This window comes from Streptomyces sp. NPDC059850 (assembly GCF_042731515.1).
GTDB lineage: Bacteria > Actinomycetota > Actinomycetes > Streptomycetales > Streptomycetaceae > Streptomyces.
This window is the reverse complement of record NZ_JBHWJI010000021.1, coordinates 70389-92934: the sequence shown is the minus strand read 5'-3', so window position 1 is coordinate 92934 and position 22546 is coordinate 70389. Positions and strand designations below refer to the sequence as shown.

At 71.0% G+C, this 22546-nt stretch carries 20 protein-coding genes; 11 read left to right on the top strand and 9 right to left on the bottom strand.

Features of this window, described 5'->3' with window-relative positions; all coding sequences use genetic code 11:
• Positions 1-5 precede the first annotated feature (5 nt).
• The 5 genes from ACFV9T_RS19555 to ACFV9T_RS19535 all read right to left on the bottom strand — a co-directional run bounded on the left by ACFV9T_RS19555 (position 6) and on the right by ACFV9T_RS19535 (position 5241).
• Positions 6-833 carry a hypothetical protein gene (locus ACFV9T_RS19555; protein WP_385441875.1) on the bottom strand — a complete coding sequence of 276 codons (828 nt, stop codon included), beginning with the start codon at positions 831-833 and terminating at the stop codon, positions 6-8.
• Between the two features lie 289 nt (positions 834-1122).
• A complete protein-coding gene (locus tag ACFV9T_RS19550; protein WP_385441872.1) occupies positions 1123-1950 on the bottom strand; it encodes a carbohydrate ABC transporter permease in 828 nt (275 codons plus the stop codon).
• Positions 1947-2849 (bottom strand): carbohydrate ABC transporter permease, encoded by a 903-nt coding sequence (locus ACFV9T_RS19545; RefSeq protein ID WP_385441870.1) that lies wholly within the window; start codon positions 2847-2849, stop codon positions 1947-1949. Before ACFV9T_RS19545 ends, ACFV9T_RS19550 begins: the two co-directional genes overlap by 4 nt.
• Before the next feature lie 10 nt (positions 2850-2859).
• Entirely contained in the window at positions 2860-4158 is a 1299-nt protein-coding gene (locus tag ACFV9T_RS19540) for an ABC transporter substrate-binding protein (protein ID WP_385441869.1), read from the bottom strand.
• A 24-nt stretch (positions 4159-4182) separates the two neighbouring features.
• Complete coding sequence (locus ACFV9T_RS19535; RefSeq protein ID WP_385441867.1) at positions 4183-5241, bottom strand: LacI family DNA-binding transcriptional regulator; 1059 nt, start codon at positions 5239-5241, stop codon at positions 4183-4185.
• 202 nt (positions 5242-5443) lie between these two features.
• Here ACFV9T_RS19535 and ACFV9T_RS19530 point away from each other — a divergent pair, with 202 nt between their 5' ends.
• The 3 genes from ACFV9T_RS19530 (at position 5444) to ACFV9T_RS19520 (ending at position 8264) form a co-directional block, all read left to right on the top strand.
• Positions 5444-6148, top strand: coding sequence for a pentapeptide repeat-containing protein (locus ACFV9T_RS19530; protein ID WP_385441866.1), 705 nt, complete (start codon positions 5444-5446; stop codon positions 6146-6148).
• Positions 6145-7431 (top strand): MFS transporter, encoded by a 1287-nt coding sequence (locus ACFV9T_RS19525; protein WP_385441863.1) that lies wholly within the window; start codon positions 6145-6147, stop codon positions 7429-7431. Before ACFV9T_RS19530 ends, ACFV9T_RS19525 begins: the two co-directional genes overlap by 4 nt.
• 74 nt (positions 7432-7505) lie before the next feature.
• Positions 7506-8264 carry a hypothetical protein gene (locus tag ACFV9T_RS19520; protein WP_385441862.1) on the top strand — a complete coding sequence of 253 codons (759 nt, stop codon included), beginning with the start codon at positions 7506-7508 and terminating at the stop codon, positions 8262-8264.
• Between the two features lie 25 nt (positions 8265-8289).
• Here ACFV9T_RS19520 and ACFV9T_RS19515 read toward each other — a convergent pair whose 3' ends face one another.
• Both ACFV9T_RS19515 and ACFV9T_RS19510 read right to left on the bottom strand, forming a co-directional pair.
• A complete protein-coding gene (locus tag ACFV9T_RS19515) occupies positions 8290-9090 on the bottom strand; it encodes a maleylpyruvate isomerase family mycothiol-dependent enzyme (protein WP_385441860.1) in 801 nt (266 codons plus the stop codon).
• 18 nt (positions 9091-9108) lie between these two features.
• Positions 9109-9990: an alpha/beta fold hydrolase gene (locus tag ACFV9T_RS19510; protein ID WP_385441859.1), complete on the bottom strand. Its 882-nt coding sequence runs from the start codon at positions 9988-9990 to the stop codon at positions 9109-9111.
• A 128-nt stretch (positions 9991-10118) separates the two neighbouring features.
• On the opposite strand from ACFV9T_RS19510, the gene ACFV9T_RS19505 reads away from it, so the two are divergent.
• Positions 10119-11054, top strand: coding sequence for a LysR family transcriptional regulator (locus ACFV9T_RS19505; protein ID WP_385441857.1), 936 nt, complete (start codon positions 10119-10121; stop codon positions 11052-11054).
• A gap of 36 nt (positions 11055-11090) precedes the next feature.
• On the opposite strand, the gene ACFV9T_RS19500 is transcribed toward ACFV9T_RS19505, so the two are convergent.
• Together ACFV9T_RS19500 and ACFV9T_RS19495 are read right to left on the bottom strand one after the other, a co-directional pair.
• Positions 11091-13793, bottom strand: coding sequence for a carbohydrate-binding protein (locus ACFV9T_RS19500; protein ID WP_385441855.1), 2703 nt, complete (start codon positions 13791-13793; stop codon positions 11091-11093).
• A 206-nt stretch (positions 13794-13999) separates the two neighbouring features.
• Positions 14000-14743: an IclR family transcriptional regulator gene (locus tag ACFV9T_RS19495; RefSeq protein WP_385441984.1), complete on the bottom strand. Its 744-nt coding sequence runs from the start codon at positions 14741-14743 to the stop codon at positions 14000-14002.
• A gap of 166 nt (positions 14744-14909) precedes the next feature.
• Between ACFV9T_RS19495 and solA the strand changes: the two genes are divergently transcribed.
• From solA to ACFV9T_RS19460, 7 genes are read left to right on the top strand one after another with little or no spacing between them, the layout of a single operon-like run.
• Positions 14910-16037 carry an N-methyl-L-tryptophan oxidase gene (gene solA / locus ACFV9T_RS19490; protein WP_385441854.1) on the top strand — a complete coding sequence of 376 codons (1128 nt, stop codon included), beginning with the start codon at positions 14910-14912 and terminating at the stop codon, positions 16035-16037.
• 33 nt (positions 16038-16070) lie between these two features.
• The gene (locus ACFV9T_RS19485) at positions 16071-17111 is read left to right on the top strand and encodes a succinylglutamate desuccinylase/aspartoacylase family protein (RefSeq protein ID WP_385441852.1); all 1041 of its coding nucleotides are present in this window, start codon (positions 16071-16073) and stop codon (positions 17109-17111) included.
• The gene (locus ACFV9T_RS19480; RefSeq protein WP_385441851.1) at positions 17111-18205 is read left to right on the top strand and encodes an ABC transporter substrate-binding protein; all 1095 of its coding nucleotides are present in this window, start codon (positions 17111-17113) and stop codon (positions 18203-18205) included. The genes ACFV9T_RS19485 and ACFV9T_RS19480 overlap by 1 nt, the downstream gene beginning before the upstream one ends.
• 28 nt (positions 18206-18233) lie before the next feature.
• Positions 18234-19334, top strand: coding sequence for an ABC transporter ATP-binding protein (locus tag ACFV9T_RS19475; protein WP_385441982.1), 1101 nt, complete (start codon positions 18234-18236; stop codon positions 19332-19334).
• A gap of 3 nt (positions 19335-19337) precedes the next feature.
• Complete coding sequence (locus tag ACFV9T_RS19470; RefSeq protein ID WP_385441849.1) at positions 19338-20276, top strand: ABC transporter permease; 939 nt, start codon at positions 19338-19340, stop codon at positions 20274-20276.
• Complete coding sequence (locus ACFV9T_RS19465) at positions 20273-21136, top strand: ABC transporter permease (RefSeq protein WP_385441847.1); 864 nt, start codon at positions 20273-20275, stop codon at positions 21134-21136. The genes ACFV9T_RS19470 and ACFV9T_RS19465 overlap by 4 nt, the downstream gene beginning before the upstream one ends.
• Positions 21133-22527, top strand: a complete 1395-nt coding sequence (locus ACFV9T_RS19460; protein WP_385441845.1) for an aminotransferase class III-fold pyridoxal phosphate-dependent enzyme — start codon at positions 21133-21135, stop codon at positions 22525-22527. The genes ACFV9T_RS19465 and ACFV9T_RS19460 overlap by 4 nt, the downstream gene beginning before the upstream one ends.
• Positions 22528-22546 lie beyond the last annotated feature (19 nt).

The following is a 22546-nucleotide window of genomic DNA, read 5'->3' as shown; positions in this document are numbered from 1 at the left end:
GTCGGTCAGCCGATCCGGATGCCCAGCGAGTACGCCGTGATCGTGGCCGGGTCGGCGGCCCGGTGGTCCTTGGCGGCCGCGCTGAAGCTCGGTGTCCGGCCGGTCGCCGGTTCCAGCTTCCACAGCAGGTTGCCCGCGCCCCGCCAGTGCACATCGGCGCCGCCGCCCGTCAGCGCGAACCCGGGCTCGACCGATGCCACGGCGGCCGGGTGCGAGGACTGACCCGAGTCGGCCCGCATGAAGCTGTTCGACACGGTCCCGACCCGCAGATTGCGGCGCAGCGCGATCGCGAACACCCGGATATTGGCCGGATCGGACGCCAGATGGTCCTTCGACCGCGCCTTCCAGGAGGTCTCCGTCGACGGGAAGGACGCGGTGGCGAGATTTCCGGCACCGTGCCAGTCCACCCGGAAACCACCGCCGACCAGTACGTAGTCGGTGGACGAAGGAACCCCGGCCTCGGCCTCCGGATGCGGGGCCACCCCGCTGTCCGCGCGCGAGACGTACACCGAGCGCAGCAGCTCGTCCCGGCTCATCCCGGCGATCTTCAGACCGATGACATAGGACGTCAGCTCATGGGCCTGGGCGTCGATATGGTCCTTCGAACCGACGGTCCAGCCCGAGAGGTCGTCGGTGGGGTACGAGGCGGTCAGCAGCGCCCCGTTCGGATACTCGGCCGCCGTGGCCCCGCCGCCGATGGCGATCATGTCGCCGTCGCCGACCAGCACGGTCTCATCGATCCAGTGCTGCTGGGGCGGGTTCCCCCGGTGGGAGAACACTGACACGGTCACCAGCCCGGAGGCGTCCTGGAAGGTGTTCAGCCGGGTCCCCACGGAACTGGAGATCCGTCTCGTACTCCTCGCCGCCCCTCTTCCTTGGTCCACGGCGGCCGCCGTGCCGCTGCCCATCGCTCCCACCGCGGCGGCGCCCGCCACCGCCCCGGCCGTCCTCAGTATGTCCCTACGGCTTCGCATCTCGCTCAACCCGCCTTCCGACGACAAATCTTGACGTTGCGTCAGGACAAGCGGAAAGCTAGCCCGGAAACCGGATGATCGCGGGCAACTGCCCGCAGATCGTCCGGTTCGGGGCGCCGAGCATATGCCGGTCGGCCAATAAATGGCGTCAGGACTTGACACTTCCGGCGGTGAGCCCGCCCACGATGAACCGCTGGAGCATCGCGAAGACGCACACCACCGGCACGCTGACGATCGTGGCGGCCGCCATCAGCGGTCCCCAGGCGGTGCCGGTCTGGCCGACGAACGTGTTGAGCAGCACGGTGACCGGCTGGACTCCGGGGTCGCTGTTCACGGTGATGCCGAACACGAACTCGCCCCAGCCGAGGAGGAAGGAGAAGGCGCCGACCGCGATCAGCCCCGGCCGCATCACCGGCAGCACGATCCGCCACAGCACCCCCGGCAGTCCGCAGCCGTCCACCAGCGCCGCCTCCTCGATCTCGGCGGGCATGGCGCGCACCAGCGGCCGCAGCACGATCACCGCGAAGGGCAGGGTGAGGGTGGTGTCCGCGATCACCAGACCCAGCAGCGTGTTGTTGAGCCCGGCGTCCCGGAGGACGATGAACAGCGGGGCGGCCAGCACGATGCTCGGCAGCAGCTGTGCCACCAGCAGCGACAGCACCATGGCCGCCGAGCCGCGCATCCGGATGCGCGCCACCGCGTAGGTGAGCGGCACCGCGAGCAGCAGGGTCAGCGCCACCACGCCCAGCGAGATGGCGACGCTGTTGAACAGCGCCTGCCCGAGCATCGGCTTGTCCAGCGCCTGCGCGTAGCTCTCGCCGCTCGGCGGGGACGGAAACCACTGCGGCGGCGAGCTGAGCACCTCGTCGGGGCGTTTCAGCGAGGTGGCGATCATCCAGTACAGCGGCAGCAGGAAGAAGGCGGTGATGACGCCCGCGACCAGGGTCAGCAGCCAGGGGCGGCGGGGTCGGGTCATGCGGCGGCTCCTTCCTTGCGCAGCCTGCGTACGTACGCCACGGCCACCACCAGAGGTACGAGCAGCAGCAGCGTGCCCGCCGCCGCGCCCCGGCCGAGCTGGAAGAGCTTGAACGCCGACTCGTAGACATAGAGGGGGAGAACGGTCGTGGAATCGACGGGGCCACCGCCGGTCAGCACGAAGACCAGGTCGAAGACCTTGAAGGTGTAGACCAGGCCGAGCAGCAGCACCGCCGCCGCCACCGGCCGCATCAGCGGCAGGGTGACGTGGCGCAGCCGCTGCCACGGACCGGCGCCGTCGATGGCGGCCGCCTCGTAGAGGGTGGGGTCGATGGACTGGAGCCCGACCAGGAGCAGCAGCATGTTGAAGGGCACGCCCACCCACACATTGGCGGCGATGACACCGGGCAGCGCGGTGTCCGGGTCGGTCAGCCAGTTGTGCGCCAGCGCGTCCAGCCCGATGGCGTGCAGTAATTCGTTGTACGCGCCCGAGTCGGCGTCCAGCATCCAGCGGAACAGGGTGCCGCTGACGATGGGCGGCAGCAGCCACGTCACCAGCATCAACCCCCGGAACAGCCCCGCCAGCGGGAACTGCCGTACGAACAGCAGCGCCAGCGCGAAGCCGATGGTGAACTGGAAGACCAGCGAACCGGCCGTGAACAGCAGCGAGATCCGGGCGGCGTGCCAGAAGGCGCCCTCGGACACCACCGCGTCGTAGTTGTCGGCGCCGTTGAACGCCCAGTCGCCGGTGACCAGATCGCCGATCTCGACCTGATGGACCGAGGTCCAGAGGTTGTAGACGAGCGGGAAGAGCATGGTCGCGCCGAGGAAGAGCAGCGCGGGCGCCGACATCCCGTAACCGGCCCGGGTGCGGCGGGTCCGCAGGCTCTGCGTGGTCATCGCGGCCCCGCTACTTCGACAGCTTGGGCGCGATGGCGTCCGCCGCCTTCTTCGCGGCGGCCCCGGGGGAGGAGCTGCCGGTCAGGGTGGCCTGCAGCGCCACGGCCATGGCCTTCGACATCTGCGGATAGTGCTCGCCGTACGAGCGTGGCCGGGCGTTGGCGAATTCCCGCACGAACACCTTCAGGGTGGGGTCGGTGGCCCAGTCGCCGCTGTCCGCCATGTCGCTGCGCGCGGGCAGCAGCCCCACCGACCCCAGATAGGCGGCCAGTGGCTTCTTCCGCTGGCTGTGCTCGATGGCCCGCCACGCCTGGTCCGCCTGGCCGCTGGTCCCCAGGATCACCCAGTTCTCCCCGCCGAGGCAGCTCGCGGGCTCCTTGTCCACCGGAAGGGGCACCACACCCCACTTCACCGTGGACTGCTGCTTGAGGCCGGGCAGTTGCCACGGCCCGTTGATCTGCATGGCCGCGCGGCCGGAGGTGAATTGGGTGTTGACGTCCTGCTGGGTCCAGCCCACGCACTGCTTGGAGAGCGCGCCCGCCCGTACCAGCTCCCCCAGATAGCCGAGCGCGGTGGCACCGCCGGTGGCGAAGGTGTCCAGATCGGCGCCCGCCGACCACAGGAAGGGCAGGAGCTGGAAGACCCCCTCCTCAGTCTTGATGGCGCTCATCGCCAGCCCGAAGGTGCTGCCCTTGGTGAGCTTGCGGGCCGCCGCGGACAGCTCGTCCCAGGTCTTCGGCGGCTCGATGCCCGCCTTCTCCAGCAGCTCGGTGTTGTAGTAAAGGGCCAGGCAGTTGGCGTTGTTGGGGACCGAGTAGGTCTTGCCGTCGATGACCCCGCTGCTCCACGGGCCCTTGTAGTACGCGTCGGCCTGCCCCCACTGCTTCACCCGGTCGGTGAGGTCGGTGAGCAGCCCTTGCGGGGCGAGGGAGTTCATCGACGTGTTGTCCACGATGGCCAGGTCCGGCAGATCGCCGGAGGCGGCGCCCTTGATGATGGCGGGCTCCAGCTCGGCGTACGGAAAGGTCCGGCGGGTGATCTTCAGCCCGGGGACACTCTTCTCGATGTCGGCGATCAGGGCCTTGATGCCCGGCTGACGGGCGTCCTCGACGAGGTAGTCCCACCAGACGAGGTTCTTGCCCGACGATCCGCCGTCCCCGCCGCCGCAGGCGGTGAGGGGACCGGCCAGCCCCGCGGCGAGCAGCCCGGAGCCCGATATCCGCAGGAAGGAGCGGCGGAGGAGGGGGCTCCCGGCGGCAGCCGGGGGCTTGTCGGCCCGGTTGGCCATGTGCGGCTCCGAGTTGGCCATGTGCGTCTCCGAGGGGTGAGTCGGTCAGTTGCGGTGCGGTGCCGGACCCGTGCTGGCGCGCGGGGTGAGCGAAGGGGTGAGCAGATGCTGCCGGGGCGCCGAGGCCGGGGCCTCCAGCCGCTCCAGCAGCAGTTCCACAGCGAGCCGTCCCATCAGGTCGGAGGGCACGTCGGCGCCGGTCATCATCGGTGTGACGGCCTCCGCCCAGCGGGCCGCCGCCACTCCGGTCACCGAGAAGTCGCCGGGTACGGAACGCCCCGCGAGGCCGAGCCCCCGGTACAGGCCCACCAGCGCCGCCTCGTTGAGCGTCACGACCGCGGTGGTGCGCGGGTCCCGGTCCAGCAGCCGCGCCACCACCGCCTGGCCCGAGTCCGCGTCGTCGCCGCAGTGGTGGACCTCGCCGGTGAGCCCGAGTTCCGAGGTGGCCCGCAGAAACCCGGTCCGCCCCTGGAGCGCGGGCACGTATCCGGCGTCGAACAGCTCCCGGGGCCTGCCCACCAGGGCGAGATGGCGATGGCCGAGCCGCCCGAGATGGCGCACACAGGCGGCGGTCAGCTCCGCGAAGTCCAGATCGACCCAGGACAGCTCGGCCGTGTCCGTGTCCTCGGTATGCCCCATGGAAACGAACGGGAAGCCGGAGCGGACCAGCGGCTCCACTCGCGAGTCCGGCGCCCGGATCTCCATCAGCAGCGCGCCGTCGACCCGCCGTTCGCCGACCAGACGGCGGAAGGAGTCGTCGCCGTCGCCGTCGCTGCGCGAGAGCAGGATGTCGTGGTCGTGCGCGGCGGCGGCGTCGACCACGCTGTTGATGAAGTCCAGCTGCATATCGGTGTAGCGGCGGCTGACGGTCGGAAACACCAGCCCGAGGGTGCGGGTGCGGCCATGGGCCAGCGCGCGGGCGCTGGCGTTCGGCTGGAAGCCCCGGTCCTCGATGACCTGCTGGATGCGCTGCCGGGTGCGGTCGGAGATCGGCCGCTTGCCGCTGAGCGCGTACGAGACCGTGCTGCGCGACACCCCGGCGAGACGGGCGATCTCGCCGATATTGACGGGCGGGGGCTGCTGGTCGAACCGGTTCGACACCACTGACGCGTACCTCTCGGGAGATCCGTGCGTTCGAAATATCGAAGGATCGCCGGAGACCCGAACCGGCTTGCCCGAAGGTAGGAGTGGCTTACACCACATGTCAACGGTCGGGACCGCGGAAGTTGAATGGCACTATCGATCCACCACCGATCTCGCACACCGCGCACCCGGGCCGGTGGTGCCCCGGAAATGAGGTTTCGCCATGTCATCCCCGCGTCAGCTCGCCGACCTGCCGTACGCGGGCCATCTGCGCCCGTTCGACGGCTCCTTGACCGTGGACGGGGACTACGACACCGTCCACTTCGACGGCGGCGAGTTCGAGGGGGCCGACGCCGGACAGGCCCGCTTCCTCGAATCCGCCTTCTCCGCCGTGTCGTTCACCGGAGGCCGCTATCGCGGGGCCCGCTTCAACGACGTCTGGCTGGACGGCGTGCGCTGGGTCGGCTCCGACCTTGCGGACGGCGACTGGCTGGACGCTGAGCTGATCGGCTGCGTACTCGCCGGACTGGAGATGTTCGGCACGTCGCTGCACCGCGTGACCTTCCACCGATGCAAGTTCGAATCGGTCAACCTGCGCACCGCCGACCTGCGGGAGGTCACCTTCGCGGACTGCCTCCTGCGGGACACCGACCTCGGTGGGGCGAAGCTGACGGACGTCGCGTTCCCGGGGTCGACGCTGGAGGGGGTGCGGTGCGGCAACGCGCGTATGACCCGCGTCGATCTGCGCGACGCCGCCCGGCTGGACATCACCGAAGGGATCGACGCGCTGCGCGGCGCCACCATCACCGGCACTCAACTCCTGGAACTGGCACCGCAGTTCGCCCAGGCCCTCGGCGTATCGGTGCGGGAGAGCGGGGACGCCCTCGCCGCGCCCCGCACCGCCCGGCGGAAGCGGCAGGGGCGGTGAGGGCGGTCAGGGCCGGGACGGCCGTGGGGCGGCAGCCGTTATGGGCCAACCGTGATTTCACCGTCTTCTGGTGCGGGCAGACCTTCTCCGAACTGGGCAACGCCTTCGCCCTGGTGGCGCTGCCGCTGCTGGTGCTCAAGGCCACCGGGTCGGTCGTCCAGATGGGACTGCTGACGGCCGTCGCGGGCGTCGCGTCGATCGGCACCGGGCTGTTCGCGGGCATCCTGGTCGACCGGCTGCCCCGGCGGCAGCTGATGATCGTGTGCGATGGGGTCCGGGTAGTGCTCTTCGCCCTCATCCCCGCCAGCTGGGCCCTGGCCGGTCCCCAGGTCTGGCTGCTCTACGTGGTGATGGCGCTGGCCGCGGTCTTCGACATGGTCTTCAAGGTCACGTATGTCGCCGCCGTACCCAATCTGGTGGACACCGAGCGCATCATCGAGGCCAACGGGCGGCTGACCACGACGAACGCCATCGCCTTCATCGCCGGGCCGATGCTCGCGGGCGGACTGTCCGGGCTGCTCGGGCCCACGGCGGCGATCGCGGTGAACGCGGCGAGCTTCGCCGCCTCGGCCCTCGCGCTCTCGCTGATCCGCTTCCGGAAGACGGCCGCCGAGGACGCCACGCCACCCGCCGGGGCCGCCGGGGCCACCGGGGCCGCCGGGTGGCGCAGGGCGAAGCAGGAGTTCCTGGCCGGGTTCGTCTTCCTGTGGCAGGCGCCGGTGCTGCGCTGGCTCACCGTGCTGCTCACCGGCGTCTCGCTGCTCAGCCTGGGCATGACCGACGTCTTCATCTACCAGATACGGGAGGGGCTGGACGGGAGCGACCGCACGGTCGGCGTCGTGATGGGCGTGGCGGGCGCCGGGACCGTTCTGGCCGCCGTGCTCATCCCGGTGTTGCGGCGGTCCTTGGGGTTCGGTGTGTGCTGGCTGGGCTCGAACACGCTGTGCGCGCTGGCGCTGGGCCTGCTGTCCCGGTCCACCACCGTGCTGGGGACGACGGTGACGGTGCTGTGCTACCAATTCGGCATGACGCTCGCGGGCATCTCCTCGATGTCCCTGCGCCAGGCGGTCACCCCGGACCATCTGCTCGGCCGGGTCACCTCGGCCTTCTGGACGCTGCACAACTCGCTCGCCCCGCTGGGCGCCGCCGGGCTCACCGCGCTGGTGGCGCGGTTCGGGGTGCGCGGCCCGCTGCTGGGGTCCGCCGCCCTGTTCCTGCTCATCGTGGCGGTGGGGGTGTGCACCCCGATCCGCCAGCGCGCCCCGGGGGTGGCCACGGGGTGACCCATCGAGTCCACGCCTCGTCCACGACGCGGTCCAGATCATCGTGGCATCCGCACACCTTTTATGCTCGGTGCGTGACATCAACAGGGAACCAGGCACTCGCCGACATACTCGACCGACAGGCCGCCAGGACCGAAGGGGAACAACTGCTCAACGCCATCGTGGACTTCGGGGTGTATCTGCCCGTGGACGCGAACGGCTCGGTGATGTTCGTCGGCATGGAGGGAAGCGGCCCTAGCCTGCCCGGATACACCAGCGAAGAGTGCTGCCGGGAGCGGCTTCCGCAGGCCGCCGGGGCGGTGCACTGCGATGCGGCGCGGCTGCTGGACATCGAGCAGCAGACCAAGGTGGCGACCCTGTCGGTGTTCTCCCCCGGGGGCTACGCCGGGGTTCCCATGGACCTGCTGCACCAGATCCTCCAGCAGCGCGGCCAGCGGCTCGCCGAGGACCGCACGCTCACCCTCAGGTGGTCCACCCACCCGCGCGCGGTGGCCCTGCGCGACGCCCTGCGCGACCGGCTGCTGGACTTCCCCGGTGTGCACGCGGTGTGGATCGGGCACGCCCGGTGGAACGAGACCGGTGTGGAGCAGCTGATGGTGCACATGGCCGTCGGCGCGGAGGCGCCCGAGGGCAGCTCCGACCGGCTGATGAAGTCGCTGCTCAAGGACCTGCCCGCGGACGGCGACGACCTGGCCATCGCCCTGCGGGTGCTGGACCCGGTGGCGGAGGCGGACGCGATCAGCCAGCTCGACGCCATGGGGCTCGACACCGTACGCGTCGACCAGAGCACCCGACGCGTCGAGGTCATCTCCCAGGAGTACGACCGGGACTAACCGGGGGTGGCGGACGCCCGCGTGGTCACACCGGCGGGACGAGGGTGAAGTAGCGGTCGGCCATCGCCGGGTCGCCCCGCACCCCGTCCAGCCGGTCGGCGGGGATCCGCCGCCACAGGAAGAGCATCAAGTCCGAGGCGGTTCCGGTCAGTTCGAGGTCGCACGGCCCGGCGGCGTCCCCGTCGAGGCGTACCTCATCGCCCTCGAACGACACCGTCCACCCGCCCGGCCCGTCCGTCTGCCGCAGCCGGAACCGCTCGCCCGCGCCCGGTGGCGCCTCCTTCCAGGCGCGCCGCGCCGGGGCCATGACCTCGAACGTCTGGGCGACGGCGTCCACCGCGAGGGCGGTCTCGACGGGCCCGGGCACCCCGAGCGCGCTCTCGGCGTCCCAGCGGTGCAGCGCCGCCTCGATGGTCTGCATCCGCCACCAGAACCCGGCGGTCCGCTCCCGCGACCAGGTCCACACCCGCTGCCCCGGATCGCCGTCACGGACGTGCGCCTCCAGCGCCCGGGCCCCTTCGGCGAACCACGCGACGAGGTCCGGCGGCACCGGTCCGGCGTGTGGTCCGCCCTCCGGCGTGGGCCAGTTCGCGCGGTCCTCGGGGAGGCCGAAGAGCGTCACGTCCGTGACGTCCGGCGGCTCCGTCAGCCCGTCCTCCACGATCCGGGCGACGAAGCGGTGCACACCACCCAGATGCAGCACCAGATCGGCCATCGACCAGCCGGGGCACGACGGCACCAGTGGCGACGTGCCCCCGTCCACGGCCCGGCGGGCGGCGGCTTCGAACGCCAGGGTCTCGCGGCGGAAGGCGGTGGCGAAGTCCATGCGGTCACTGTGCCAGCGTCAGCCCCGCCCCGCCAGGAAGGGCAGCACCACGGCGGCCATTTCGTCCGGCACCTCCTCGGCGAGGTCGTGTCCGGCGTCGAAGACATGGCCCGTGACATCGCGGGCCATGAGCCGCATCTGGGCCTCGTTCCGGTCGCCGATGAACGCCGAGCCGCCGAGCGCCAGCACCGGGATGTCCAGCGGCTTCCGCGCCGCCCGCCGGTTCTGTTCGGCGTCCACGAGCATGGCGCGGTAGATGGCGAGCATGGCGCGGATGCCGCCGGGCATGGAGTAGCAGCGCACATATTCGTCCACCGCGTCAGGAGTGGCGGTGTCGGGGAGGCTGCGCTCATTCTTGATCATGTACGTGATCAGTTCGCGCTCATGCCCGGCGATCAGCATCTCGGGTACGTCCGGCTGGAAATAGAAGCCCAGATGCCACAGGTGCATCCCGCTGGAGACGTTCTCCTCGGTGAGCGCGGTGTGATCCTCGAAGCCGAACCCGGGGAACAACGCCTCGGCGAACACGAGGGCGCCCACGTGGTCGCGGTGGCGGGCGGCGAGCTGGTAGCCGATCACCGCTCCCCAGTCCTCGCCGATCACGCTGTAGGACTCGTGTCCGAGGTGCGCCATGAGCGCGGCGATGTCGTCCGCCATCGTCGCGGAGTCGTAGCCGCCCGGGGGACGGGCGGAGTCGCCGAGGCCCCGCAGGTCGGGGACGACGACGGTGTGCCCCGGCGTCAGCTTCGGGACGAGGTGGCGCCAGTGGTAGCCGGTCTTGGGCACACCGTGCAGCAGCACCACCGCAGGACCGGACCCGCCCGTCCGATAGTGCAGGCTCGTCCCATTGACGGTGGCACGGTTCGTGCGGACGGAGTCTCCGTGATGGTCGGAAATCATCGCTGAACACCCTCTCTGGCCGGGAGTGGCCGATCGCTCATGGCGACAGTCCACCCCGGCGCCCGGGCGCCATCCACCGCCATATCTCACGACCGGCCCGCCGATAGCTCCTCGATATCATCGCCCGTGTGGAAGCACGACACCTGCGGTACGCCCTGGCCCTGGCCGATCACCGGCACTTCGGTCGGGCGGCCGCTTCCCTCGGCATCGCCCAGCCCCCGCTGTCCCAGCAAATCGCCGCACTGGAACGGGAGTTGGGCGCCCGGCTCTTCGATCGTACGGCGCGTGGCGTGTTTCCGACCGCCGCCGGGGAGGCGTTCCTGGCCAGGGCGCGCCGGGCGCTGGCCGAGATGTCGGGCGCCGTGTCCGACGCGGGCCGGGCCGCCCGGGGCGAGACCGGCAGGCTGCGGCTCGGCTTCATCGGCTCGGCGCTGCTGGAGCTGCTGCCGTCCCTGCTCGGCCGGTTCATCCGGGAGCGCCCCGAGGTGCGGTTGGGGCTGCACGAGATGTCGACCTGCCAGTCCGCGACGGCCCTGCTCGGCGGTGAGCTGGACATCAGCATCGGGCGTGGCGCGCCCCGGGGTGCCGGGGCCGAGGATCTGGTGTCGCTCACGGTCGGCCGGGACCAGCTGGTCGCGGTCGTCGGGGCCGCTCACCCCTTCGCCGGGCAGCCGAGGGTGACCGTCGAACAGCTCAGGGGGCAGCATCTGATCGTGGCGCCCGAGGACGAGGAACCGGTGGTCGCCGGGTGGCTCGACACGCTGCTGGGCGACGGAACCGGGGCGGCCGCGCCGGGCGGCGGGGTCACCGACGCCCGCGATGTGCACACCATCATCGGGCTGGCCTCGTGCGGCGTCGGGGTGGGGCTCGGCCCGGCGTGTCTGCGGGCGGCGCCGCGTCCTGGCACCTGGGTGTGCGAGGTGAGTCCGCGCGTGGAACTGCCCGATCTGGTGATGTCCTTCCGCGCCCAGGACCGCTCCCCGGTCCTCGCGGCCTTCCTGGACACGGCCCGGGAGCTGTGCCCCGGAGTGGACGAACGGCTGGAGCGCCTCGGCCGCCCTTGACGGACCGAGGCGCTCCAGCCGCGCTCATCGGATGGGTCAGCCGCGCAGCGTGAGCCAGTCGACCGAGGCCACCTTCCGCGCGCCCGTCGCGACGAGGTACACGTCATGGTCGCCCGTCACCCCGCGCGCGAGCCGCACCGACTTCTCCTGCCACTGGTCCGCGCCACCCGTGTCCCGCACCGGCAGCGTCGCCACCACCCGGCCCTCGGGACCGTCGAGCCGCAGTTGCAGCGCACAGGGCTTGCCGCAGCCCGCCGACGCCATCCGCACCGTCAGCCGCTCCGCCGTGTCCGCCCCGAACGCGACCTGACGGAAGCCGACCAGGCCGCCGGAGCCCAGCACGCCCGTCGCCGCGTCGCCGCGCTTGCCGCCGCGCAGCACCTCCGCCCGCTCGGCCTGCAGCGTGCTGGCCGCGTCCGGCCCGTCCGCGTACAGCCGGATCTCGTTCACCGCCCACGGCACGTCACCGGCCGCGGTCAGCTCGATCCGTACATACCGTGCCGTGCGCTGCTCGAACACCGCGTCCTGGGTGAAGGAGCGGCCCGCGACGCGGGCGACGGGGGCGCCCCAGTCCTTGCCGTCGCGGCTGACGGACACCGTGAAGCCGTAGGGGTGGCCCGTGGCGTCCAGGCCGGCGTCGACCGCCAGCCGGGAGAAGGACTTCGCCGCGCCCAGGTCGAGGGTCAGCGCCTGCCCGGCGGTCTGGGCGGTGCCCGCCTTCCACTGGGTGGTCTGCACACCGTCGACGGCGGCCGAGGCGTCACCGCCCCCGGAGCCGCCCCCGGAGAAGGTGGCCTTCCACCCGTCGTTGCGCACCCGCGACTCGCACCCGGCCAGATCGCACCCGGCCGACCAGATCGGCGCCCCGTACTCGTACGCGCCCTGGTCGGGCCCGGCGCCGCGTACCCCGGTGGTCACCCCGTCGACCTTCTCGCCCGCGTCGATGGCGGGGGATCCGGCCCGGGGCCACAGCTCGCCGTTGCGGACGTCGGTGTACCGGGGGTCGGCCGGTGGCAGCAGGTTGTTGCGCACCACGGGGGCCGGATCGCCCGGACCGGAGATCTCCATCGGGGCGAGCGCCACGTCGTTGCTGACGTACGTACCGGTGGCGTCCGTCGCGCCGCTCAGCCGCACGGCGGTGGAAACGCCCGCCCCGTACGTCGAGTTGTGGTCGCGGTTGCCGAGGCTGACCCCGCTGTGGCCGTTGAAGAACGTGCCGCGGGTGCCGGTGTTGTACGCCACGTTGTGGTGCAGCAGGAACTGGCTGGAGGAGTTGTCGATGTAGTAGCCGACCTGGCCGTCCGCGTCGTGGACGGTGTTGTGGTCGACGCTCGTCCCCGTCGCGTCCAGGTTGCAGCACACGTAGAAGGGGCTGCCGTCGCGGGACGTGCGCATCGCCTCGGACAGGTCGTTGTAGGCGATGCGGTTGTCCTTGAAGGGCACCCCGTTCAGCTGCCAGGCGGTGTCGATGCTCGCCCGGCCGGTGCGTCGCACGGTGTTGTGGGTGACGGTCTGCCCGCTGCCGTTGATCTCGATGCCGGGGGTATAGCTGCCCATCCAGCCCACGTCGTGGATGTAGTTGTTGGTGATGGTGTTGCCACTGCCGCGCAGCAGCACACCGGTCCCCGCGGAGAAACCGATGTCGCTGTCGCGCAGGGTGTTGCCGGTGCCGAGGATCTGGACGCCGGAGTCGAGCACCCGGGAGGCGACGATGTGGCCCTCGCCCGGCGGGATGGCCAGCTCGTCGTCGCGTGGCATGGGCAGCGTGGAGAACTCGGAGAGGTAGCGGGCCCGCAGCCCCTCCACCAGCACACCGGTGCTCTTCTCCCCGGTGCGCAGCGAGGTGCCCCACACGCCGAGTCCGCGGACGGTGACATGGGAGCTGTCCGAGAGGTCCAGCCCCCACTTCTCGTATTTCGCGGTCACCGTGTGGCCCGCCATGCCGCCCTTGGGCGGGACCAGGTAGAGCCGCTTCTCGCCGGTGTCGTAATACCACTCGCCGGGCTGGTCGAGAGTGGCTTTCGCGCCCACCAGGTAATAGTTGCGGTAGGTCTGGTCGCCCATGCACAGCGGGGTGCAGCGGTAATTGCCGCCCTTGAAATCGAGGGCACCCTTCGCGGTGGCGGTCACGGTGCCGGTCTGCTGGCTCCACGGGTTGGATCCGGCCCACAGATGGACGGTGGCGCCGGTGAGGTCACCGGTCGGCAGGTCGGGGTCGTCGATGTGCTGGTCGGTGGAGCTGCGCTCGGCGACCGCCCAGGACGGATTGAGCGGATCGGGGCCGGAGTTGGGCCAGCGGCCCTCCATGGCGCGGCCGCCGTCGAGGAAGAGCGCGTTCTCGTCGCGGGCGAGCGGCAGGCTCACATCGGTGGCCACCAGACCGCCGCCCGCGTCCTTCCAGCCGGTCACGGTCCGCGTCCCGTCGACGGTGACCGGCCCGTCCCCGTACGCCGCGAGGGTGATCGGGGCGCCCGCGCGGCCCGAGGGCGGGGCGACCCGCTCGCGGTAGGTTCCGCGATGGATCAGGCAGGTGTCCCCGGGCCGGACCAGCTCGGTGCAGCGGCCGATGGTGCGCAGGGGGTGGTTTCGGTCGCCGCTGTCCCGGTCGGAGCCCGAGGTGGCGACGTAGTACGTACGCCCCTGCCGTTCCTCGGCCGCCGAGGTGCCCGGCAGCGCCGAGGTCAGGACGGCCAGCGCCGCCACGGCGGTCACGGAAATGCGCCTGAGCGTGGATCTCATCTACCGCCTCCAGTGTTCAGGGTCGACCGCAACCTAGGAGAAACATCGGATGGGGTCAACGGAGGGAGGCGGATTCGAGGGCGTGCTTGCGGTAATTCCGCTCGACAGGTCCGATGTCTCTCTCGCGAAAACGACTTATTGACAAAGAGGTATTCGCTCGTCGAGCATGGCCCGGATATCTACTGACATCACAGACATCAGTGACATCACTCGAAACGACGGGCGCTGATCTCCGCCGCGGTATCGGCCACCAGCCGCCCCCACCGGTCCACCTCGTGCGGGTCGTAGCGGGAGTCGGGCATGGAGATGGCGACGGTGGCCACCGGGGCCCCGTCCCCCGTGACGATCGGCGCGGCGATGGCGCAGACGCCGGGCCGGTACTGGTTGCGATTGACGGCATAGCCGTCCCGCCGGACCCGCTCCAGCTCCGCGCGCAGCTCCCGCGGATCGGTGATGGTGGCATCGCCGTAGCGGTCCAGCCCGTCCGTGATGACCTCGTCGACCTCGTCGGCGGGGAGGAGGGCGAGGACCGCGTGGCCGGTGGCCGTGGCGTGCATCGGCGAGGTGTCGCCGACCTGGTGATAGGTGCGCACCGCCTGGGTGCAGTCGACCCGGTCGACCATGACCATGCAGCGCAGTCCGTCCGGGACGGACAGATGGATGGTCTCGTCGACCGCGTCGCGCAGTCGGCACATCGGCTCCCGCGCCGCCGCGAACAGGCTCGACCCCTGGTGTGCCGCCGGGCGGACCGCGAGCACCCGGGCGCCGACCTCCCAGCGCGTGGTGTCGCCCCGGCTGGCGCGCAGCCAGCCCGCCTCGTTGAGCGTCACGAGGGTGCGCTGCACGGTCGACTTGGGCAGTCCGAAGATCTTCGTCAGCTCGCCGACGGTCACCGGCTGGTGCTGGGCGACCGCTTCGAGGATGCGAAGGCTGCGGATCACGCTCTTCATTTCCATCTGGTTTCCGCCATTAACTTCTGGAGTTTTCGTTGCACGGTCTCTTGACCGGTCCCTGGAGCGCTGCGACATTGATGCTGCAATCTAGCACGGCATGCCACATTGTGGAACAGGCCGTCTGGGAAACCTCGCCACTCCACCCCAGGAGGCATCCGTGGCAATGAGGAAGCGCGTAGCGGTGATCGGCACCGGGACCATGGGCAGCCAGGCCATGTGGCGGCTGGCCTCCCGGGGTGCGGAGGTGACCGGCTACGACCGGTACGCACCCGGCCACGACCGGAGCGCGGCGGGCGGCGAGACCCGGATCTTCCGCAGCGCCCACTTCGAGGACTCCCGCTACGTACCGCTGCTGCGCCACGCCGACGCGCTGTGGAACGAACTCCAGCGGGAGACCGGCCGCGAGCTGCGGCGGCTCACCGGATGTCTGCTCATGGGCCCCACCGAACACCACCAGATGAGCACCGTCCTGGAGTCCATCGCCGAACACGGCCTCGACCACGAGGTGCTGGACGCGGACGCGCTGGCGAAACGTTTCCCCCAGTTCCGTGTCGAGGACGGCGACGCCGCCGTACTGGACCGCAACGCCGGTTTCCTGCGGCCCGAGCTGAGCGTGCACACCGCGGCCGCCCGCGCCGAGCGGCTGGGCGCCCGGCTGCACCGCTACACACCGGTGCGGGAGGTGGCCCCCGCGGGCGGTGGCGTGGCCGTCGTGACGGACCAGGGCACCGAGACGTACGACGCCGCCGTGGTCACCGTCGGCCCCTGGGTCAACGAATTGCTGCCCGACCTGGAGTGGGAGGTGGACATCCGGCGGCTGGTCAACGCCTGGTTCCTGCCCACCGCCCACGACTGGCACGGCGCCGAGGCGCCCGCCTTCATCCGCACCGCGCCCACCCACTGCTACGGACTGCCCTCACCCGACGGCATCTCGGTCAAGCTCGGCCTCTCCCGCGCCCTGCACCGTGCGGTGGCCGACCCGGAGCGGCTGGACCGCACCGTGGCACCGGAGGAACTGGCCGTCTTCACCGAGCTGACCCGCCGCTTCATGCCCGACCTGCACCCCGACCCGGTGCGGCTCTCGGTCTTCATGGAGGGCTACACCGAGAGCAGCCGCCCGCTGGTCGGCCCGCTGCCCGGCTGCGAGGACATCGTGCTGCTGGCCGGATTCTCCGGGCACGGCTTCAAGCTCTCGCCCGCCATGGGCGACATCGCGGCCGACCTCGCCCTGGACGGCGACACGCTCCAGCCCATCGACTTCCTGTCCACGCGCGACCGCGCCACGGCCTGAGCCCTCGGGCACCCCCCTCACGGAAGGTACGAGATGACACTGACCGTCGGTCCGCTGACCGCCGACACCGGCCGCAAGACCCGGGGCACCGTCCCCGTGGATCTCGGCCCGGTCACCGTCGACCTCCCGGTCACGCTGGTCAACGGTGTCCGCCCCGGCCCCCGCGTCGTGCTCACCGGCGGAGTGCACGGCGGCGAGTTCGCCGGTGTCGACGCCGCCACGCGGCTGGCCGCCCTGCTGACCCCCGAGGAGGTGTGCGGACAGGTCGTCCTCTGCCCGGTCGCCAACCCTCCGGCCGTCTACCAGGGCCGCCTCGGCGTATCCCCGCTGGACGGCGTCAACATCAACCGGATCTTCCCCGGCGACCCGGACGGCGGGCCCACCGAGCGGCTGGCCGACTGGCTCTTCACTCAGCTGCTGCCCGGCGCGGACGCCTACGCCGACCTGCACAGCGGTGGCATCGACGAGACCCTGACCGACTTCGTCGGCTACCGCCTCACCGGCGACGCCGCACTGGACGCCACCACCCGGGGCATGGCCCACGCCGTCGGCTACCCGGACGTCATCCTCGGCACCGACGCCACCGGCGGCAACAGCCACGCCGCCGCCGCCCGCCGGGGCGTGCCCGCCATCCTCATCGAGACCGGCCAGCTCGGGGACCGCGACCCCGACACCGTACGCACCCTGCTCGACGGCCTCTTCCGGCTGCTGCGCCACCTCGGCACCCTCGACCCTCTGCCGGACACCGGGAACACCGACGACCCCGCACCGCGTCCCGCCACCCGGGAGTGGGTGTGGGCCGCGTCCGTGACCTCCCCGGCCACCGGGCTGTGGTACCCGGAGACCGGCCGGGGCGGGGACGTGGCCGAAGGCCAGATCCTCGGCCGCCTCGTCGACCCCGCCGACGGCCGGGAACACAAGGTCACCGCGCCCGCCACCGGCCGCCTCTTCTACGGGATGCACGGCCTCACCGTCGCCACCGGCGCCGAACTCGCCGCCCTCGCGACCCCGCATACCGCCTCGACCGCCACCCCGCTCGACCCGCCCGACCCGCACAACCCGGAGGTGCAGTGATGAGAGATCCCCTGATCGGCCGCAGAGCACTGCTGCGCGGGGCCGGTGGCCTCGCCGCCGTCGCCGCCCTGCCGTCGCTGGCCGCCTGCGGCACCGGCACCAGCCGCGCCGACAGCGGCGGCGGCAAGAAGACCCTGACCGTCCGCAACAGCGGTGGCACCTACGGGGACGCCAACCAGAAGGCGCTGTACGACGCCTTCACCAAGGAGACCGGCATCTCCATCCGGGTCGTCAACATCCAGTACGCCCAGATGCTCGCCCAGATCAAGCAGGGCAGGCCGCAGTTCGACGTCATCGACGACTCGATGGCCGACTTCATGAAGCTCGGTGCGAAGGGCGCCCTGCAGAAGCTCGACCACGACCGGCTGAAGAACTTCAAGAAGGCCCGGATCGCGAGCAAGCTCGTCACCGACTACGCGGTCGGCAAGAACTACTGGGCCAGCGTCATGGCCTACCGCACCGACACCTTCGGCGACCGTAAGCCCGAGTCCTGGGCGGACTTCTGGGACACCAAGAAGTTCCCCGGCAGCCGCTCCCTGCAGACCCAGGACGCCGACCTGCCCGAGCTGGAATTCGCCCTGCTCGCCGACGGCGTGTCCATGGACAAGCTCTACCCGCTCGACGTGGACCGCGCGTTCAAGTCCATGGACCGGATCAAGGGCTCGGTGAAGAAGTACTGGGACACCGGCGCGCTCCCCGGAGTGCTGCTCGGCCGCAAGGAAGTGGTGATGACCAGCGTCTGGCAGGGACGGCTGGACGCGCTGATCAAGGGCGGCAGCCCGATGGCGTACCAGTGGAACGGCGCCCGCAGGCAGTCCAACGGCTGGGGCATCCCGAAGGGCACCGACAAGACCGACGCCGCCTACCAGCTCATCGACTTCTCCCTGCGGCCCGACGTCCAGGCCGCGTTCGCCAAGATCTATCCGATGGGCCCGGTCGTGCCGTCCGCCTACGACGATCTCTCCGACGACATCAAGGCCAATCTGCCCAGCTCGCCCGCCCACCTGGAATCCGGCTTCGACCTGGACGTCGCCTGGTGGATCAAGAACGAAGACACCATCGCCAAGCGCTGGCTGGAGTGGTCCCGTGCCTGACCTCCACATCGCCGACCCCGAACCCGCCATGACCACCGCGTCCCCGCAGACATCGCCCACCGGCAAGGCCCTGTCCATCGTGGGGCTCCACAAGACCTACGGCAGCGCCGTGGCCGTGGACTCCGCCTCGATGGAGATAGCGGCGGGGGAGTTCGTCACCTTCCTCGGCCCCTCCGGCTCCGGCAAGACCACCACCCTGATGATGGTCGCCGGATTCGTCGAACCCGACTCCGGCACCGTCACCGTCGGCGGCCGCGACGTCACCCGGCTCGCCCCGCAGAAGCGCGGCTTCGGCTTCGTCTTCCAGCAGTATCTGCTCTTCCCGCACATGACCGTCTTCGAGAACCTCGCCTTCCCGCTGCAACTGCGCGGCGTGGCCAAGTCCGAGATCCGGCGGCGGGTGCACGAGGCCCTGGAGATGGCGGGCATGGCCGGTTTCGCCGGACGCCGCCCGCGCGAGCTGTCCGGCGGACAGCAGCAGCGCGTCGCCCTGTGCCGGGCGCTGATCTACCGCCCGCCGGTGATCCTCATGGACGAACCGCTCGGCGCGCTCGACAAGAAACTCCGCGACCAGCTCCAGATCGAGATCAAGGCCATTCAGCGCGAACTCGGCCTCACCGTCATCTATGTGACGCACGATCAGGAGGAGGCGCTGGTCCTCTCCGACCGCATCGCGGTGATGCGGGACGGCGGCATCGACCAGTTCGACACCCCGCGCGAACTCTTCGAGCGGCCCCGGACCCCATTCGTCGCCGACTTCCTCGGCGCCGCCAACTTCCTCCCCGGCCGGGTGATGAAGGGCGACGACGACGTCACCCTGGTCCGCCTCGACCACGGCGGACTGCTCACCGCACGCCCCCATCCCCTCCGCCCCGGCCAGCCGGTGCAGGCCGCCGTCCAGCCCGGACGGCTCCGCGTCTGCGCCCCCGAGCAGGGGTTCTGTACCGGCACCGTGGAAACCGTCACCTATGTGGGCACCCTCGTCCGCAGCGATGTACGGATCGCCGAGGACACCCCGCCGCTCCGTCTCGAAGTGCCCGCCGGGCGCGCCCCCGTCACCGGCGAGCGGGTCGGACTGACCGCCGACGCCGAGGACATCAACGTCTTCCCGGCAGAGCGGGACGGCTGAGCCATGGCCGGATCCCTGGTGCGCCCCGCCACGCCCGTACGTCCCCACAGCGCCCCCAAGCCGAGCCGCCCGCGCGGGCTGCGCCACCGGCTGGTGGGCACCCGCAGGGCCCGGATCGGCCTGCTCAACGCCTCGCCGATCGTCCTCTACCTGCTCGTCCTCTTCGTCTTCCCCATCCTCGGCACCCTGCTGCTCAGCCTGAAGAGCACCGACGGATCGCTCACCCTGCACTGGTACGCGGAGGCGCTGAGCGGCGCCAATCTCTCCGTCCTCTTCACCACCCTGCGGATCTCCGCGGAAACGTCCTTGCTGAGCCTCGCCGTCGGCTTCGTCCTCGCCAACGCGCTCTCCCGGCTGCGGCCGATCTGGGCCGGGCTCGTCATGCTGATCGTCGTCGTACCGCACTTCATCAGCGCCCTGGTGCGCACCTACGGCTGGATCATCCTGCTCGGCGACCAGGGCCTGGCCAACGAGTCCCTCACCGGCCTCAAGATCCCCGGCGCCCCGTTCCGGATGCTCTACAACGAGACCGGCGTGGTCATCGGCACCACCGCCGTGATGCTCCCGTACACCGTCCTGCTGCTGTACGGGGTGATGCGCGGCGTCGACCGGCGGCTGCTCGCCGCCGCGGCCAGCATGGGCGCCGGACGCGTGCGCATCTTCGTCCGTATCTATCTGCCGCTCGTCGCCCCCGGCCTGGCCAGCGCCGGACTGCTCAGCTTCATCCTGTGCCTCGGCTACTACATCACCCCCGCCCTGATGGGCGGCACCAAGCAGACCATGGTGGCCTCCCTCATCAACGACCAGGTGATGAAGCAGGACCAGTGGAACGGGGCGGCCGCCCAGGGCGTCGTCCTGCTGCTCATCACCTTCGCCGGACTGCTGCTGCTCAAGACCGCCCGGTCCATCGGCGCGGGCGCGAAGAAGAGGAGTACGTCATGACCGGACTGCGCGGCACCTGGACGGGGCGGATCGCGCTCACCGCCGCCGCCACCCTCATCCTGCTCTTCCTGGCCATGCCGATCATCGTCATCGTCGTGACCTCCTTCGGCGGCGACGCCTTCGGCTCGTTCCCGCCCAGCACCTGGACCCTCGGCTGGTACCGGTCGCTGTTCGCCGACGGAAGCAAGTGGCCCGCCGCGCTGTCGCTCAGCGTGCTGGTGGCCGCCATCACCACCGTGTTCTCGGTGATCCTCGGCATCACCGCGGCCACCGCGCTCACCCGCAGCGAACTGCCGCTGCGCTCCGCGGTGTACGCCCTCGTCCTCGGCCCGCTGCTGATCCCGCAGGTCGTCACCGCGCTCGGGCTGTTCCTGCTCTTCGAACCCGCCGCGATGCTCGGCAGCCCCATCGCCATCGCCCTCGGCCACACCGTCCTCGCGTCGCCCATCGCGGTGATGATCCTGGTGGCCACTCTGCGCGGCATCGACGAACGGCTGGAGGACGCCGCCGCCAGCATGGGCGCGGGCCGTCTCACCGTGGCCCGCCGCATCACCTTCCCGATGGCCGCGCCCGGCATCGTCGCCGCCGCCATCTTCTCCTTCATCACCAGCTTCGACGAGTTCTTCATCTCCCAGTTCCTGTCCTCCGCGAACACCGTGACCCTGCCCGTGCAGGTGTTCAACGCCCTCTCCTACGACGTCGACCCGAGCGTGACCGCGGTCAGTGCCGTGCTCATCGCCTTCGCGGTGCTCGCGCTCGTCCTGGTGGGTCTGGTGCGCTGGATCGGCTCGGGACGTCAGCACTCCCTGCTGTCGGTGGAGAACGCCGCCGGACTCGCCCCCGGAGGCGACGCCGTATGACCAGCATCGAAGCCCTTCCCACCACCGGTCACCGCACCGCCGAGCGGCATCTGCTGCTCAACATGACCGCCAACGGATCCATCGGCGCCCCGGGCCGCGATCTGTTCGTCGTCACCCGTGGCGAGGGCCCGTACGTCCACGACGCCGACGGCCGCCGCTACATCGACGGACTGTCCGGCCTGTACTGCGCCCAGCTCGGCTACGGATACGCCGCCGAGTTCGCCGACGCGGCCCGCCACCAGCTCGGCGAGCTGTGCTACAGCCCGCTGTGGTCCAGCTCCGCGCACCCCACCGCGCTCGCACTCGCCGACCGGATCGCCGCGCTTGCACCCGATGGCATCACCCACACCTTCTTCAGCGGTGGCGGCTCCGAGGCCGTCGAGGCCGCCTGGAAGGTGGCCCGCAAATACCACGCGCTGCGCGGCGAACCGGGCCGCACCAAGGCCATCGCCCGGCACGGCGCCTACCACGGGCTCACCCTCGGCGCGCTGTCCTTCACCGACGACCCCGGCCTCACCCAGCCGTACGGGCCCGCGGCCGTCACCACCCGGTTCATCGCCGACACCAACCGAGGCAGGCTGCCCGAACCGCTCGACGACGCCGCGTTCACCGAACACCTCCTCGCCGACGCGGAAGCCGCGATCCTGGACGAGGGGCCGGAGACCATCGCCATGCTCATCGCCGAGCCCGTGCAGAACCGTGGCGGCTGCATCCCGCCGCCCGCCGGGTACTGGCAGGGGCTCAGACGCCTCGCCGACCGGTACGGCTTCCTGCTCGCCGCCGACGAGGTCATCACCGCATTCGGACGGCTCGGCGAATGGTTCGGCGGCGACCGCTACGGCGCCCGCCCCGACCTCATCACCCTCGCCAAGGGGCTGACCGCGGGCTACGCCCCGATGGGCGCCACCATGATCAGCACCCGGGTCGCCGACGTCCTCAACCGCCCCGGCGAAGTCCTCAACCACGGCTACACCTTCGGCGGCCACCCGCTGTGCGCGGCCATCGCCCTGCGCAGCATCGACATCATCGAACGCGACGGCATCCTGGCGGGCGTCCGCGACGGCCAGGACCACCTCGCCAAGCGGCTGGCCGAGCTGAGCGCGCTGCCGATCGTCGCCGACGTCCGCGGCGAGGGCTACTTCTACGCCGTCGAACTCGCCGGGGACGGCGAACACGGCGCCTTCAGCGAACCCCTGCGCGCCGCGCTCGTACGCGACCTCATCCCGCGGCGGCTGCGCGAGGCCGGACTGCTCGCCCGCGTCTACGACCGCGCCGCGCCGCTGGTGCAGATCGCGCCGCCGCTCATCAGCGACCGCGCGCTGCTGGACCGGATCGTCGACATCATCGGCGCCACCCTCGGCGAGGCCGCCACCCACCTCCCCACCGCCTGACCCGCACTCACACACACGA